10 protein-coding genes are annotated in these 15,700 nt (G+C 61.8%); 6 read left to right on the forward strand and 4 right to left on the reverse strand.

Annotated elements, in window-relative coordinates; genetic code table 11:
- Positions 1-134 precede the first annotated feature (134 nt).
- The gene (locus AC3IP0_RS14240) at positions 135-1,715 is read left to right on the forward strand and encodes an aldehyde dehydrogenase (NADP(+)) (protein ID WP_489325041.1); all 1,581 of its coding nucleotides are present in this window, start codon (positions 135-137) and stop codon (positions 1,713-1,715) included.
- 148 nt (positions 1,716-1,863) lie between these two features.
- Here the strand turns inward: AC3IP0_RS14240 and AC3IP0_RS14245 are convergent, their stop codons facing one another.
- Positions 1,864-2,871, reverse strand: coding sequence for an Ldh family oxidoreductase (locus AC3IP0_RS14245; RefSeq protein ID WP_223464102.1), 1,008 nt, complete (start codon positions 2,869-2,871; stop codon positions 1,864-1,866).
- A gap of 314 nt (positions 2,872-3,185) precedes the next feature.
- On the opposite strand from AC3IP0_RS14245, the gene mexE reads away from it, so the two are divergent.
- The 3 genes from mexE to AC3IP0_RS14260 are packed head-to-tail and all read left to right on the forward strand — an operon-like array spanning position 3,186 to position 9,052.
- A complete protein-coding gene (gene mexE, locus AC3IP0_RS14250; RefSeq protein WP_150723798.1) occupies positions 3,186-4,439 on the forward strand; it encodes a multidrug efflux RND transporter periplasmic adaptor subunit MexE in 1,254 nt (417 codons plus the stop codon).
- 12 nt (positions 4,440-4,451) lie between these two features.
- Complete coding sequence (locus tag AC3IP0_RS14255) at positions 4,452-7,631, forward strand: efflux RND transporter permease subunit (RefSeq protein WP_489325043.1); 3,180 nt, start codon at positions 4,452-4,454, stop codon at positions 7,629-7,631.
- Positions 7,631-9,052, forward strand: a complete 1,422-nt coding sequence (locus AC3IP0_RS14260) for an efflux transporter outer membrane subunit (protein WP_489325045.1) — start codon at positions 7,631-7,633, stop codon at positions 9,050-9,052. Before AC3IP0_RS14255 ends, AC3IP0_RS14260 begins: the two co-directional genes overlap by 1 nt.
- A 202-nt stretch (positions 9,053-9,254) precedes the next feature.
- Here the strand turns inward: AC3IP0_RS14260 and AC3IP0_RS14265 are convergent, their stop codons facing one another.
- Genes AC3IP0_RS14265 through AC3IP0_RS14275 form a run of 3 tightly spaced genes read right to left on the reverse strand, consistent with a single transcriptional unit; the run spans position 9,255 to position 12,532 of the window.
- Positions 9,255-10,202, reverse strand: a complete 948-nt coding sequence (locus AC3IP0_RS14265) for an HlyD family secretion protein (protein WP_489315827.1) — start codon at positions 10,200-10,202, stop codon at positions 9,255-9,257.
- Between the two features lie 4 nt (positions 10,203-10,206).
- Complete coding sequence (locus AC3IP0_RS14270) at positions 10,207-10,407, reverse strand: DUF1656 domain-containing protein (protein WP_032829912.1); 201 nt, start codon at positions 10,405-10,407, stop codon at positions 10,207-10,209.
- Positions 10,397-12,532, reverse strand: coding sequence for an FUSC family protein (locus tag AC3IP0_RS14275; protein WP_489315828.1), 2,136 nt, complete (start codon positions 12,530-12,532; stop codon positions 10,397-10,399). The genes AC3IP0_RS14270 and AC3IP0_RS14275 overlap by 11 nt, the downstream gene beginning before the upstream one ends.
- Before the next feature lie 215 nt (positions 12,533-12,747).
- Between AC3IP0_RS14275 and AC3IP0_RS14280 the strand changes: the two genes are divergently transcribed.
- The gene (locus AC3IP0_RS14280) at positions 12,748-13,803 is read left to right on the forward strand and encodes a tetratricopeptide repeat protein (protein WP_489315829.1); all 1,056 of its coding nucleotides are present in this window, start codon (positions 12,748-12,750) and stop codon (positions 13,801-13,803) included.
- Between the two features lie 205 nt (positions 13,804-14,008).
- On the forward strand, positions 14,009-15,700 hold the full coding sequence (locus AC3IP0_RS14285) for a response regulator (protein ID WP_489315830.1): 1,692 nt from the start codon (positions 14,009-14,011) through the stop codon (positions 15,698-15,700).

Below are 15,700 nucleotides of genomic sequence, written 5' to 3' on the forward strand. Positions count from 1 at the left end.
TCAAAAGATCGCAGCCTTCGGCAGCTCCTACAGAAATGGTGTCCATCCGTTAATGCCGGGTGAATACGGTCAGTGTAGGAGCTGCCGAAGGCTGCGATCTTTTGCCCTTTATCTTTCCAGACCGGAGATTTTCAATGCTCGAAATCCTTGGCCACAACCACATCGGCGGAGCGCGCAGCGCCGTCGGCGGCATCATCCTGAACAGCCATGACGCCAGCACCGGCGAAGCACTGCCCTACTCTTTCGTGCAAGCCACCGCCCAAGAAGTCGACGCGGCCGTCCAGGCCGCTGCGGTCGCCTATCCAGCCTTTCGTAATTTGCCGGCGACGCGCCGGGCGCAATTCCTTGAAGCCATCGCCGCGCAACTGGATGCCCTGGATGACGAGTTCGTTGCCCTGGTGACCCGTGAGACCGCCCTGCCCAGCGCCCGGATTCAGGGCGAGCGCGGGCGCACCAGCGGCCAGATGCGTCTGTTCGCTCAGGTCCTGCGTCGGGGCGATTTCTATGGCGCGCGCATCGACCGTGCCCTGCCGGAGCGTCAGCCGCTGCCACGGGTTGACCTGCGTCAGTACCGGATCGGCGTCGGCCCGGTGGCAGTGTTCGGCGCCAGCAATTTTCCGTTGGCCTTTTCGACTGCTGGCGGCGATACCGCAGCGGCCCTGGCCGCCGGTTGCCCGGTGGTGTTCAAGGCCCACAGCGGGCACATGGCAACCGCCGAATGCGTGGCCAATGCGATCCTGCGCGCCGCCGAGCAGACCGACATGCCCAAGGGTGTGTTCAACATGATCTACGGCGCTGGTGTCGGTGAAGCGCTGGTCAAGCACCCGGCGATTCAGGCCGTCGGTTTCACCGGCTCGCTCAAAGGTGGCCGTGCCCTTTGCGACATGGCCGCCGCACGGCAACAACCCATCCCGGTGTTCGCCGAGATGAGCAGCATCAATCCAGTGTTGGTATTGCCCGAAGCCTTGCGTGCGCGCGGCGAGAAAATCGCCGGTGAACTGGTGGCATCGGTGGTCCAGGGTTGCGGGCAGTTCTGCACCAATCCGGGGTTGGTCATTGGTATTCGCGCCCCTGAATGGACGGCGTTCACTGCGCGACTAAGCAACCTGATGGCCGAACAACCGGCGCAAACCATGCTCAATGCCGGCACCCTCGGCAGCTATGAAAAAGGGGTGCGGGCCTTGCTCGAGCATCCGGGTGTGACGCACCTGGCGGGCCACGACCAGCAGGGCAATCAGGCGCGACCGCAACTGTTCAAGGCCGACGTCAGCCTGCTGCTCAATGGGGATCCGCTGCTACAGGAAGAAGTGTTCGGGCCGACCACCATTGTCGTTGAAGTGGCGGACAAGGTTGAGCTGCGGCAGGCGTTGAACAGCTTGCACGGGCAACTCACTGCGACATTGATTGGCGAAGCATCGGATCTTCAGACCCATGCGGACCTGCTGATACTGCTGGAACAAAAAGTCGGCCGGGTATTGTTCAACGGTTACCCCACCGGGGTCGAAGTCTGCGATGCCATGGTCCATGGCGGGCCTTACCCTGCAACCTCCGACGCCCGTGGCACGTCGGTTGGCAGTCTGGCCGTCGAGCGATTCCTGCGTCCGGTGTGCTATCAGAACTGCCCGGACGCCTTGCTACCCGACGCCTTGAAAAACGCCAACCCGCTGGGGATTGCACGGCTGGTGGATGGCAGCAGCCAACGCGACTCAATCTAGAAAACCACACAAATACCTGTAGGAGCTGCCGCAGGCTGCGATCTGTTGATCTTGAAAATCAACATCAAAAGATCGCAGCCTTCGGCAGCTCCTACGCAAAATATGTGATCACCACCAATCAAATGTGGGAGCGGGCACGTTGATTCAATCAGGCAAGCAAGGCCTTGAGGTCGTTGTACAGCGCCTCGGGAATTTGCACGCCTTCCACCAGGCTGCGTACCCGCGCCGCGTAACGTCGTTGCGACGGTAAGCGTGCGCCCTGCCCTTCAATGCCCTGGAACAACGTTTCGGCCCGGGCCAAATGTTCTTCAGTGGCGTCCCCCAGAAAGCGCCGAGGGTCCAGGGCGATGATCAACTCGCCATGGTACGGCGACGACTTGCTGCCCCCGTCGTAAGCCAACGACTCGGCACTGGTCAGGTCACCAATCAGCGGCCCGGCAATCAACTCCACCATCGCCGCCAGCGCCGAACCCTTGTGCCCGCCGAACGTCAGCATCGCGCCGCTGTCGAGCACCACGTTGGCGTCGGTGCTCGGCTGGCCTTGGGCGTCGACGCCCCAACCTTCGGGAATCGCCTTGCCGGCCCGCCGGTGCAGTTCGATATCACCACGGGCAATCGCGCTGGTGGCGAAGTCGAACACAAACGGATCTTGCCCCGCACGCGGCCAACCGAAGGCAATGGGATTGGTGCCGAACACCGGCAGTCGTCCTCCAGCCGGCGCTACCCAGGCGTGGCTCGGATTACACGCCAGTGCCACCAGACCGGCAGCCGTCAGCTGCTCGATCTCCACCCACAGCGCCGAGAAATGCACACAGCGGTTGATTGCCAACGCCGCAATGCCGTTGGCCCGGGTTTTCTGCGCCAGCAACGGCAACCCCGCCTGAAACGCCAACTGCGAAAACCCACCGCCTGCATCCACCCGCACAATCGACGGCGCCTGGTCGATCACCTGTGGCTCGGCATCGGCTGACACCTTGCCGGCCCGCAGGGAATTCACACACCCCAGAATCCGGTACAAACCGTGGGAGGCACAGCCATCACGTTCGCCAGCAATCACCGTCGCCGCCACCGCTTGTGCATGGGCCAGATTAAAACCGTTGTGCAACAAGATCGATTCGGCCAACTCACGGGCTTCGATCAGGGTCAGTCGGATCATGGTCATCTCCTTGGACAGACCGGTCAGGGTGGTCTATCCGAGGCGTTATGGCTTGATGGGTTTGGGCATTGTCGGTGACGAAATTGGCACAGCGCAGGCAGTTGGGGCTCGTTAAACCAACTGACTTTTGCATCCAATACAACACACAATTGTCATCAAACCAGTTGATGACAACCGAACGCAAGGCGCAGGCTAGAGGGCTGGCCTGGGTCTTATATCATTCCGGATGATAGTTACCTTCGCCCCATTCGATTCGTGAGATACAAACCCGCCGCGCATCATTCGCCAATCTCAACACATTGGCGGATGCATCCATGGAACAGTCACTCAAACATTTGCGCTTCCCGTTGGCTCTGTTGGCCGTAGTGGTGATCAGCGCGTGCGGCAAGGCCCCGGAAACCGCCGCCAGCATGCCAGCGGCCAAGGTCAGCGTGGCCAAGGTGCTGGAACAACCGGTCAACGAGTGGGACGAATTCACCGGCCGCCTCGAAGCGCCGGAAACCGTCGAGATTCGTCCACGGGTCTCCGGCCAGATCGATGAAGTGGCGTTCACTGAAGGCGCCCTGGTCAAGAAAGGCGACCTGCTGTTCCAGATCGACCCGCGTCCGTTCCAGGCTGAGGTCCGCCGCCTCGAAGCCCTGGTTGCCCAATCGCGCGCCAATGCCACCCGCAGCGAAAACGAAGCCCAGCGCGGTGAGCGCCTGCGCACCAGCAACGCCATTTCCGCTGAACTGGCCGATTCGCGTACCAGCGCTGCCCAGGAAGCCCGCGCCGCCGTCGGTGCCCTGCAAGCGCAGCTGGACCTGGCCAAGCTGAACCTGAGCTTCACTCGCGTGACTGCTCCAATCAGCGGCCGCGTCAGCCGTGCGGAAATCACCGCCGGCAACCTGGTGACAGCCGACACCACTCCGCTGACCAGCGTGGTCTCCACCGACAAGGTGTACGCCTACTTCGACGCGGACGAGCGTGTGTTCCTCAAGTACACCGAGCTCGCTCGCCAGGGCAAGCGCGGCGCCACCACCCCGGTCTACATGGGCCTGTCCAACGAGGACGGCAACCCGCACCAGGGCGTGATGAACTTCGTCGACAACCAGGTCAACCCGAAGACCGGCACCATCCGTGGTCGCGCCGTGTTCGACAACAGCGATGGCAGCTACACCCCGGGCCTGTATGCACGCCTGAAACTGGTGGGCAGCGGCACCTACAGCGCCATGCTGATCAATGACGAAGCGGTCGGCACCGACCTGGGCAAGAAGTTTGTATTGGTGATGGATGCCGACAACAAGACCGCCTACCGCGCGGTGGAGCTGGGTCCGAAGATCGAAGGTCTGCGCATCGTGCGCAACGGCCTGAACAAGGACGACACCATCATCGTCAAGGGCCTGCAACGGGTACGCCCTGGTTCACCGGTCACCCCTGAAGTGATTCCGATGGCCAGCGAACAAACCCTCGCGGCACTCGCACAACAACGCCAAGCGCTGGAAGCCAGCAACCTGCCCCAAGTCGCACCTGCCAAGGTTGCGCCGGGTACGGCTGTGAAACTGGCTGCCACGACCCCACGCGGTTAAGGGATTTTTACGATGAATTTTTCCCAATTCTTCATTTCGCGGCCGATCTTCGCAGCGGTACTTTCGCTGCTGATCCTGATCGCCGGTGCGATCTCGCTGTTCCAGTTGCCGATCAGCGAATACCCGGAAGTGGTGCCGCCGACCGTGGTGGTCCGCGCCAACTTCCCGGGTGCCAACCCCAAGGTCATCGGTGAAACCGTGGCCGCGCCGCTGGAACAAGCCATCACCGGCGTCGAGAACATGCTGTACATGTCCTCGCAGTCCACCGCTGACGGCAAGATTACCCTGACCATCACCTTTGCCCTGGGGACTGACCTGGACAACGCGCAGGTGCAGGTGCAGAACCGCGTGACCCGCACCGAGCCGAAACTTCCCGAGGAAGTGACGCGCATTGGCATCACCGTGGACAAGGCGTCGCCCGACCTGACGATGGTGGTGCACTTGACCTCGCCGGACAAACGCTACGACATGCTGTACCTGTCCAACTACGCCCTGCTCAACATCAAGGATGAGCTGGCGCGCCTGGGCGGTGTCGGCGATGTGCAGTTGTTCGGCATGGGCGATTACTCCCTGCGTGTATGGCTCGACCCGAACAAGACCGCTTCGCGCAACCTGACCGCCACCGATGTGGTCACCGCGATTCGTGAGCAAAACCGCCAGGTCGCGGCCGGTGCCCTGGGTGCGCCTCCTGCACCGAATGCCACGGCCTTCCAGTTGTCGGTCAACACCCAGGGCCGTCTGGTTTCCGAGGAAGAATTCGAGAACATCATCATTCGCTCTGGCGACAACGGTGAAATCACCCGCCTCAAAGACATCGCCCGCGTCGAACTGGGCTCCAGTCAGTACGCCCTGCGCTCACTGCTGAACAACCAGCCGGCAGTGGCGATCCCGATCTTCCAGCGCCCGGGTTCCAACGCCATCGAAATCTCCAACGAAGTTCGGGCCAAAATGGCCGAGCTGAAGAAGAGCTTCCCCGAAGGCATGGACTTCAGCATTGTCTATGACCCGACGATCTTCGTACGCGGCTCCATCGAGGCGGTGGTTCACACCCTCTTCGAAGCACTGATCCTCGTGGTGCTGGTGGTGATCCTGTTCCTGCAAACCTGGCGCGCCTCGATCATTCCATTGGTCGCTGTGCCGGTATCGCTGATCGGTACCTTTGCCGTGATGCATCTGTTCGGCTTCTCGCTCAACGCCTTGTCGCTGTTCGGCCTGGTGCTGGCGATCGGTATCGTGGTGGACGATGCGATCGTGGTGGTGGAGAACGTCGAGCGGAACATCGAACTCGGATTGACCCCGGTCGAAGCGACCAAAAAAGCCATGGGCGAGGTAACCGGCCCGATCATCGCCACGGCGCTGGTGCTTTGTGCGGTATTCGTTCCAGCGGCGTTCATCTCCGGCCTGACGGGGCAGTTCTACAAACAGTTCGCCCTGACCATCGCGATTTCCACGGTGATCTCGGCCTTCAACTCCCTGACCCTGTCGCCGGCACTGGCCGCCGTATTGCTCAAAGGTCATGACACACCGAAAGACCGCTTCTCCAAGGTGCTGGACAAGATTTTCGGTGGCTGGTTGTTCCGTCCGTTCAACCGCTTCTTTGAAAAGGCCAGCCATGGTTATGTCGGCACCGTTGCCCGCGTGATCCGCTCCAGCGGTATCGCCCTGCTGCTGTACGCCGGCCTGATGGTCCTGACCTTCTTCGGTTTCTCCAGCACCCCGACCGGTTTCGTTCCCGGCCAGGACAAGCAATACCTGGTGGCCTTCGCACAATTGCCGGATGCCTCGAGCCTGGACCGTACCGAAGACGTGATCAAGCGCATGTCCGAGCTGGCCCTGAAACAGCCGGGCGTGGAAAGTGCGGTGGCCTTCCCTGGCCTGTCAATCAACGGCTTCACCAACAGCCCGAACGCCGGCATCGTGTTCGTGACCCTGAAACCGTTCGACGAACGTAAAGACCCGAGCATGTCCGCCGGTGCGATTGCCGGTGCCTTGAACGGCCAGTACGCGAACATCCAGGAAGCCTACATGGCGATCTTCCCGCCGCCGCCGGTACAAGGCCTGGGCACCATCGGTGGTTTCCGCCTGCAGATCGAAGACCGGGGCAACCTGGGCTACGAAGAGCTGTACAAGGAAACCATGAACATCATCAACAAGAGCCACAACGTGCCGGAACTGGCCGGCCTGTTCACCAGCTACACGGTGAACGTGCCCCAGGTCGATGCCGCTATCGACCGCGAGAAAGCCAAGACCCACGGCGTGGCCGTCAGCGACATCTTCGACACCCTGCAGATCTACCTGGGTTCGCTGTATGCCAACGACTTCAACCGCTTCGGTCGCACCTATCAGGTCAACGTACAGGCCGAGCAACAGTTCCGCCTCGAATCCGACCAGATCGGCCAGCTGAAAGTACGGAACAACAAGGGCGAGATGATCCCGCTGGCGACCTTCATCAAGGTCAGCGACACCTCGGGGCCGGATCGCGTGATGCACTACAACGGTTTCATCACTGCTGAAATCAACGGTGCGGCAGCCCCTGGCTACAGCTCCGGTCAGGCGGAAAAAGCCATCGAGAAACTGCTCAAGGAAGAACTGCCCAACGGCATGACCTACGAATGGACCGACCTGACCTACCAACAGATCCTGTCCGGCAACACCGCGCTGTTCGTGTTCCCGCTCTGTGTGCTGCTGGCGTTCCTGGTACTGGCGGCCCAGTACGAAAGCTGGAGCCTGCCACTGGCGGTGATCCTGATCGTACCGATGACCCTGCTGTCGGCCATCACCGGTGTGATCGCCTCTGGCGGTGACAACAACATCTTTACCCAGATCGGTTTGATCGTATTGGTGGGGCTTGCCTGTAAGAACGCGATTCTGATCGTCGAATTTGCCAAGGACAAACAGGAGGAAGGCTTGAGCCCGCTGGCGGCGGTACTCGAAGCGTGCCGTCTGCGTCTGCGGCCGATCCTGATGACCTCCTTCGCGTTCATCATGGGTGTTGTGCCTCTGGTGTTCTCCAGCGGTGCCGGTGCCGAAATGCGCCACGCCATGGGTGTAGCGGTGTTCTCCGGGATGCTCGGGGTGACCTTCTTCGGTCTGTTGCTGACGCCAGTGTTCTACGTACTGATCCGTAACTTTGTCGAGCGCGGCCAGGCACGCAAAGCCGCCAAGGCCGCCCTGAAGCTGGAGTCGCACTGATGAGTTTGAAAGCCTTCCTGCCGAGCCTGCTGGTACTGGCCCTGAGTGCCTGTACCGTGGGCCCGGACTACAAGACGCCAACCACCGAGGCGGCCAATATCACGGCCGCCACCGATGGCGCCGCCGGCCAGAAGAATTTTGACCGTTCGCGTTTCGAAGGCATCTGGTGGCAGCAGTTCGAAGACCCGACCCTCAACCAGTTGGTGACGAAATCCCTGCAAGGCAACCGTGACTTGCGCGTCGCCTTCGCCCGCTGGAAAGCCGCACGGGCGATCCGCGACGACGTCAGCAACGACGCCATGCCGACCATCACCAGCCGCGTCAGCAGTGACCTGGGCAAAGGCCAGATTCCGGGCCAGACCACCGACCGGGTCAACAGCGAGCGCTATGACCTGGGCCTGGACATGGCCTGGGAAATCGACTTGTTCGGTCGTATCCAGCGCAACCTGGAGTCGGCCAACGCCGAGCAACAGGCGTTCGAGGCCGACCTGTACCAACTGCAAGTCACCATGATTGCCGAACTGGTGGATTCCTACGGTCAACTGCGCGGCGCGCAGCTGCGGGAGAAAATTGCCCTGGCCAACCTGGAAAACCAGCTGGAGTCGCGCAAGATCACCATCAGCCTGCGTGATGCCGGCGTCGGCGATCAGCTCGATGTGGAGCGCGCCGATGCGCGACTGGCGTCGGTCGAGGCCAGCGTGCCGCAACTGCAGGCCGAACAGATCCGGCAGAAAAACCGCATCGCCACCCTGCTGGGTGAACGTCCGGACAAGCTGACCGTGGACCTGAGCCCGAAAGACCTGCCGGCGATCGCCAAGGCTTTGCCGATCGGCGATCCGGGTGAACTGTTGCAACGCCGTCCAGACATTCGCAGTGCCGAACGCCAACTGGCCTCGGCCACGGCACGTATCGGCGTGGCCAAGGCGGATCTGTTCCCGCGGGTCAGCCTCAGCGGCTTCCTTGGCTTTACCGCCGGGCGCGGTTCGCAGATCGGCTCCTCGGCGGCCAACGCCTGGGCGCTGGGCCCGAGCATCACTTGGGCGGCGTTTGACTTGGGCAGTGTCAAGGCCCGTTTGCGCGGCGCCGACGCCGATGCCGAAGGCGCCCTGGCGACCTACGAGCAACAAGTGTTGCTGGCCCTGGAAGAATCGGAAAACGCGTTCAGCGACTACGGCAAACGCCAACAGCGCCTGATCTCGCTGATTCGCCAGAGCGAGTCCAGCCGCTCGGCCGCCGACCTGGCGGAGATCCGCTACCGCGAAGGCACGGCCGATTTCCTGGTGCTGCTCGACGCCCAGCGTGAACGCCTGGCGGCCGAAGACACCCAGGCCCAGGCCGAGGTCGATCTGTATCGCGGCATCGTCGCGATCTACAAGGCCCTCGGTGGCGGCTGGCAGCCGGAGACGGTCGCGAGCAGGTAATACGGTTTTTACAGCGCTCCTTTGGTTGGCCGCAACCAACCAATTTCCTTGCCCTGCGTCTCATTCGGTCGCGGGGCTTTTTTTGCACACAATACATATCCCTGTAGGAGCTGCCGAAGGCTGCGATCTTTTGACCTTTTTGTGTACTTGACCCGCGAAGATCAAGATCAAAAGATCGCAGCCTTCGGCAGCTCCTACAGGGTTAGCGGTGTTCTTCGACGGTCACAGTGGCCGTGGTCCCGGCCCTCAGGTTGTTTTTACCGGCATAGTCGGCATCAATCTCGATCCGCACCGGCACCCGTTGCGCCAGTTTGATCCAGGTGTAACTGGGGTTGATGCTGGCCAGCAGACGCCCGCCCGGCAGGTTTTCCCGGTCGGCAATCGCGAAGGCAATGCTCTGCACTTTGCCGCCGAAGGTTTCGCCACTCATCAACTCGATCTTGACCCGGTCGCCCTCCCCGATCCGCGGCAATTTGGTTTCTTCGAAGTAACCGCTGACATAGAACGAGTCGCTGTCCACCAGCGCCAGCAATGGACCGCCGGCAGCGGCGTAGTCGCCCTCCCGGGTCAGCAGATTGGTGACATAGCCGGTCACCGGAGAGACGACATGGGTACGCTGCAAGTCGAGTTCGGACTGGGTCAAGGCCGCAATGGCCAGTTGCACGTTGGCCTGGGCCAACACCAGATTGGCCTGGTTACGCAGCAAGTCGGCCTGGGCCACCGACACATCGGTGTTGGCTTTTTCCCACTCTTCGCCGGAAATCGCCGAACGATCCTTGAGCGTGCGCCGGCGTTGCTCCTCGCTCTGGCGTTGTTTGAGCAATGCTTCGCTGGCGATAATGGCCGCCTGGGCCTGCCCGAGCGAGGCTTTCGCCACCTCCACCGCGCGCTTGGCATGCTCCACTGCCAGGGTGTAACGCGCCGGATCGATCTCCAGCAGCGCCTGGCCTTTGTTCACATGCTGGTTATCCTGCACGGCCAGGCTGACAATTCGCCCCGAAACGTCGGCGGACAAGGTCACCACATCGGCACGCACCCGGGCATCCCGGGTCCAGGGCGCGCGGGTGTAATGCTCCCAGGCGAACCAGCCCAGGATAAAGGCCAGCAGTACCACCGCTACCGTCGAGAGTCGGGAAAGGATGTTCTTCAAGGCTTCAGGCTCCCATGACCAGAATCAGCGTGGCGCAGACGCAGGCGTACAGCGCGCCTTCGAACAACGCCTCGTGCCAGACAAACTGCAGCACGCCGAGGCGCCGCAACGTCCAGTCCAGCAGCAGGAAAATCGGCAAGCCCAGCAGCAGTGCCTGGGCAATCGGGGGCAGATAGGCACCGCCCACTTCCAGATCAATGGGCAAGGACAGGGTCTCCTTCAAGGCCTGAGGGTTGAAAGTAGCTGCGATAACGCTCAACGAACGACACCACGATCAACAGCGCCACACGCATGCGGAACACCGACCACAAGTGCTCATGGACATCGGTATGCAGGGCATCCAGGTCGTCGCCCAGTGTGTGCAGGCTATCAAGCACCTGCGCCACTTCGACCCCGGGCCGGCCGGCGACCAGCCTTCCCGTTTCCCGGACTGTCGAAAACAGCCGACTTTGCAGATCCGGACTCAGCAGTGCGTTGTTCTGCCCCTGCTGCCTGAGCTGATTCAAGGCAATGCCCAGTGCCATGCAGGCCAGGCTGACTTGAAACAGCTCGCGCGACTGTGCCTCCCGGGTCGCCGGCAGCAGCCCCAGCATCATGGTCAGGCGATCAACCATGCGGCTCTCGAAGGCAAACTGCTGTTCATCGCTCGCCGAGGTTTTCAGCAAGGCGTACACCTGCTCGCCGTTCTCTTTGTGGAGCCGGCGCATGCGCAAATCCGGCATGAACGGAAAGATCAGCGCATAGACACTCAAGGCCAGCACGGTCGCACAGGTATAAGCCCCGGCAAACTCGAACCACTGGGTGGCGGTGTTTTGCCCAATCCCCACGTTCAACGGGCCGAGCAACAGAAAGGTCGTAAGCCCCAGGCCAATCCCGGTACCTGTGGTGGGTGGACTGGCCAACCCCACCGCTACGGCGTAGAGCAAGGGCGCCAGCAGCAAGGCAAGCATCTCGAAATTGCTGATCATCGGCACAAACATGAACTGAAGGAGCGCCGAGGCCACCAGTGCCAGTCCGAATCCCCTGGCATAGCTTTGCACCGCCAGCAGCGGTCGGGGAAACGTCGACATCAGCGAGCAAAGGATGCCCACCAGCACCATCCCGCCTCGGGCGCCGTCCCAGCCGGTTTCGATCCAGATCAGGCCAGCGATCAACAGCGCGGAAAAAGCCCGGACGGCATTCATGGTCGCCAGGGTGAAGTCCAGGTGCAGCGGGTTTTCCCGCCCGCGATACACGCTGCTGGCAGGTCGCCCGCTCTGGATGGCATCACTCAACTCCAGAATCTGCTCCAGTTGCTGCAGCAGGCGTGCCTGCTCCCAGCGCAGCGACCAGGCCAGCGAGCGCAAGGTGGCCGGCAGCGGCTCGGTCAATTGTTCGGCCCTGTAGGCCAGCTCATCAAAGCGTTGTTGCAGCGACGTGAAATGGTGGCGCTTGTCACTGGACAGCGAACGCCCCTCCCGCGCCAGTTCATCGAGAAAGGCCAGTTCTTCGGCACGCAGCCGTTGAATCTCTTCAGGCAACTCGCCCTCCCAGCGCTCGGTCAACAACAGTCGCTGGTGGCGCAAGGCGGTCAGCCGCGCGGTCAATAGCACCAGTTGGTTGCCCAGCAGTTGCACCAGACCGTTGGCACTGCGCAAGCGCGGGGCATCGTAGTACATGTGTCGGCGCACGCCCTCCAGGCCGCTGATTTGGCCCAGCAGCTGCATTTGCCGCTGCTGGAAATCGGCTTCGCTCTCTTCGGTGCGGATGACGGCGCTGGCATGGGTGGCCAGCAACCGGGTGATTTGATCGATCCTGGCGAAGTAATCCCGGGCCACTGCCTCCGGCCTGGCGGTGAGCAGGCTGACCACGCACACACAGGCAACCGCCAGCAGGGTCTCGGTGACACGGGTGACCGCCAGCAAAAACATGCCGTCCTGGTCCGGCACCGCCAGCAAGGCCACCACCACGGCGGTGTAGCCGCTGAGGACAAACGCCCCGGAACTGGTATAGCGCAACAAGGTGCCACCGGCGGTGCACAACGCCAGCCACAACGCCAGGGTGGTGATGAACGGCAACGGCGCCTGGGGAAAGATCGCCATGATCAGCACCGCCACGGCCGCGCCCGTCGTGGTGCCGATCACCTGGCCAAAGCTGCGGGCCAGCACCATGCCGCCTAGTGGCTGGCTGATGATGACCACGGCCATGATCGACCACTTGGGCTGGTCCAGGTCGAACAAAAACGCCAGGTACAGGGTCAACAACCCGGCCGCGATGGTTCGCAGGGCAAACAGCAACACCCCGGGCCCGGGGTTGAGAATGGCCTTGAAGTACTGCAACAACCCTTGCATGGGAACACTCGTCGCTTCACCTCCAGCAAGCGTAGTCACTGCTGCGGTGCCTCGAGAGGTTTTGCTGTCGACGCAGCCTGCAGGCCCGTTGATTGTCGGCGCAAGGGCTGTACAACGGTTTGAATCGCCATTGAACGTCGTCAAGGTTTGACTCAAAGCCTGGCCTGACCGAAGCTGGCGCCTTTGCAAAAGCTTGCCAGCTTCCGGATTCCTGCATGCCCAAGTCCCGCCGTCTTCTGTTTATCAGCGTCTTCGCCCTGCTCGTCATCGGCCTTGTGTGGTTTTCCCTGCGCGATACCACCCCGGTTGTTCCCGAAGCCATCCAGCATGGCTACAGCGAAGCGCTGGCGGCTGCCCGGGCCGGTCAACCGGGTGCCGCGCGGGTGCTCTATCAGCAATTGGCCCGTCCGGACCTGTCCCCCAAGCGGCGTATCTGGTTGCATGCCGAGCTGCCCAACTATCCAAGCTCGGTGGCCCTGAAGTTGGCGGATGCCGACTTGCAGAACGAGTCGCCCGAAGTGCGTATCGCGGCGATCAGGAGCATCAGTGGCCTGGTACCGAACGGCCAGCGCAGTCTGCTGCTGGGGCCCTTGCTCGATGACAGCGAACAAAGCGTGCGGCTGGCGGCGATCAACGCGCTGCTGGGGTTGTCCCCGGATGAGCTGGGTTTGTATTTCGGGCCACTGGAGCAAGCCATCGATGCCTGGGAGCAAGTGCTCAAGAGCGAGCCGCAAAGCGCCGCAAACCAATACCAACTGGCCCGGCTGCACTTGCACAACGCCGAGCTCAAGGAGGCGCAACAGGCGCTGGACAACACCCTGCGCCTGGCGCCGGACAACTTGCTGGCGCTGGTGCTGCAAATCGAGGTGCTGGATAAACAGGGCCAGAACGACGCTGCCCGGCAACTGTTGGCCAGGCAACTGCAGGCGCAGCCCAACTCGGCCTACCTGCAACACGCCCTGGGGCTCTGGCTGCTGCATCACGAGCAAAGCGAATTCGCCCTGCTCGGCCTGTCCAAGGCCGTTGAACTTGAGCCCAATAACCGGGATTACCGCTACGACCTGGCCACCACGCTGCACGGTGAACAGGAGCTCGAAGCGGCGCAGAAACAGTTGCAGGAAATCGTTCAGCGCCATCCGAACGATCGCAAGGCTCGGGTGCTGCTGATCAATTACTGGAAGGAAAGCGGGCAGCTGCAAAACGTGCAGATCCTGTTGGCCCAACTCGAACAGATGAACCCCGATGATCCGGCGTTGCAACAAGGGCTTTAAGCCCGACTGAAATTTCGTTGAACCGTCGTCCCGGCCCAGGGTCAAGTGAAAAGGTAGCCCGTTGCGGCACTTCGCAGCGGCTGCCTCGTTGACCCTGGCCATGTGAGGACGCTAGTTTGTCTCTATCCAACGATTTGAACCGGGCCAAGGCCGCCACCGGTATCGAAGGTCTGGACGCTATCCTCGACGGCGGATTGTCCCTTGGATGGCAGCTGGACAATATCCCGTGAAGGCCGTGCAAGCGACACCCGAACGCGCCATCATCCTTGCACCGCGGGGGCGCGACGGCCAGATTGCCTTGATGATGCTCAAACAGGCAGGGCTCCACGGGGTGATCAGTCGCGACCTGCCGGGATTGTGCGCCGAGCTGGAACAGGGTGCCGGCCTGCTGCTGATCTCTTCCGAGGCGCTGCTGGGTGCTGATCTCGAACCGCTGATCCGCCTGATCGAACACCAGCCCGCGTGGTCGGATTTGCCGATCGTGTTGATGACGCGCCATGGCGGCCCGCAACAGGACCCGGCATCACGCTTCGGCCCGCAATTGGGCAACGTCACCTTCCTCGAACGGCCTTTTCACCCGGTCACACTGATCAGCCTGGTGACAACGGCCCTGCGCGGGCGGCGACGACAGTACGAAGCCAGGGATCGGCTGATCGACCTGAGCCAGAGCGAGTTGCGCCTGCAAAACACTCTCGAGACCCTTGAGCAGCAGGTGGAAGAGCGTACCGAGCAATTGCGCCACAACGAAGACGCGTTGCGCCAGTTGCAGAAAATGGAAGCCGTCGGCCAGCTCACCGGCGGCATCGCCCATGATTTCAACAACATGCTCACCGGCATCATCGGCAGCCTGGAATTGTTGCGTAGACGCGTGGCCCGGGGGCGAACCGACGACCTGGACGGTCTGATCGACCTGGGGGTGACTTCGGCCAACCGCGCGGCGGGCCTGACTCACCGCCTGCTGGCGTTTTCCCGGCGCCAGTCGCTGGACTCCAAGCCCGTGGAGATGAACGCCCTGGTGATGTCCATGGATGAACTGCTGCAACGCAGCATCAACGAAAGCATTCGTCTGGACATGCAACTGGACGAGCAGTTGTGGGTGGCCGCAGCCGACCCCAATCAACTGGAAAGCGCCCTGCTGAACCTGGTGATCAATGCCCGCGATGCCATGCCCGATGGCGGCAGGCTGCTGGTCTCGACCTCTAACCAGCACCTTGACGAGGACTTCACTCAAGGCCAGAGCAATCTCGATGCGGGTGACTACGTGGTGCTCAGCGTGACCGACACCGGCTGTGGCATGCCGCAAAGCACCATCAACCGCGCCTTCGACCCCTTCTTCACCACCAAGCCCATCGGCCAGGGCACCGGGCTGGGGTTATCAATGATCTATGGTTTCAGCAAGCAGTCGGGAGGTCACGTCGCCATCCACAGCGTCGTGGACGAAGGCACCACGGTGAGTCTGTTTCTGCCACGCTTTGGTGGAGACCTGCCCCAGGACCATCCATTGGACGTCGAACATTCACCTTTCGCCAATAATGGCGAGACGGTGTTGATAGTCGAGGATGATCCGGCGGTGCGTGTGCTGGTCAGCACGGTGTTGAGCGATCTGGGTTATGCCTACGTCGAGGCCTGTGATGGCGATAGCGCGGTGCCGATTCTCGATTCAGCACAGCGTATCGACCTGCTGATCAGTGATGTCGGCCTGCCCGGCATGAATGGCCGGCAACTGGCGGAAATCGGCCGGCAACTGCGACCCGACCTCAGGGTGCTGTTCATCACCGGCTACGCCGAGCACGCCGCGGTGCGCGGCGGGTTCCTCGATCCGGGCATGCAGATGATCACCAAGCCGTTTACCTTCGATCTGTTGACGGCGAAGGTCAGGGAGATGATCAGGGTCTGA

This window comes from Pseudomonas sp. GL_103, from assembly GCF_057835175.1.

Bases quoted from the DNA above. Each gene is read 5' to 3' on its own strand.
- AC3IP0_RS14240 (WP_489325041.1), top strand. From the start codon at position 135: ATGCTCGAAATCCTTGGCCACAACCACATCGGCGGAGCGCGCAGCGCC.
- AC3IP0_RS14245 (WP_223464102.1), bottom strand. From the start codon at position 2,871: ATGATCCGACTGACCCTGATCGAAGCCCGTGAGTTGGCCGAATCGATC.
- mexE (WP_150723798.1), top strand. From the start codon at position 3,186: ATGGAACAGTCACTCAAACATTTGCGCTTCCCGTTGGCTCTGTTGGCC.
- AC3IP0_RS14255 (WP_489325043.1), top strand. From the start codon at position 4,452: ATGAATTTTTCCCAATTCTTCATTTCGCGGCCGATCTTCGCAGCGGTA.
- AC3IP0_RS14260 (WP_489325045.1), top strand. From the start codon at position 7,631: ATGAGTTTGAAAGCCTTCCTGCCGAGCCTGCTGGTACTGGCCCTGAGT.
- AC3IP0_RS14275 (WP_489315828.1), bottom strand. From the start codon at position 12,532: ATGCAAGGGTTGTTGCAGTACTTCAAGGCCATTCTCAACCCCGGGCCC.
- AC3IP0_RS14280 (WP_489315829.1), top strand. From the start codon at position 12,748: ATGCCCAAGTCCCGCCGTCTTCTGTTTATCAGCGTCTTCGCCCTGCTC.
- AC3IP0_RS14285 (WP_489315830.1), top strand. From the start codon at position 14,009: ATGGCAGCTGGACAATATCCCGTGAAGGCCGTGCAAGCGACACCCGAA.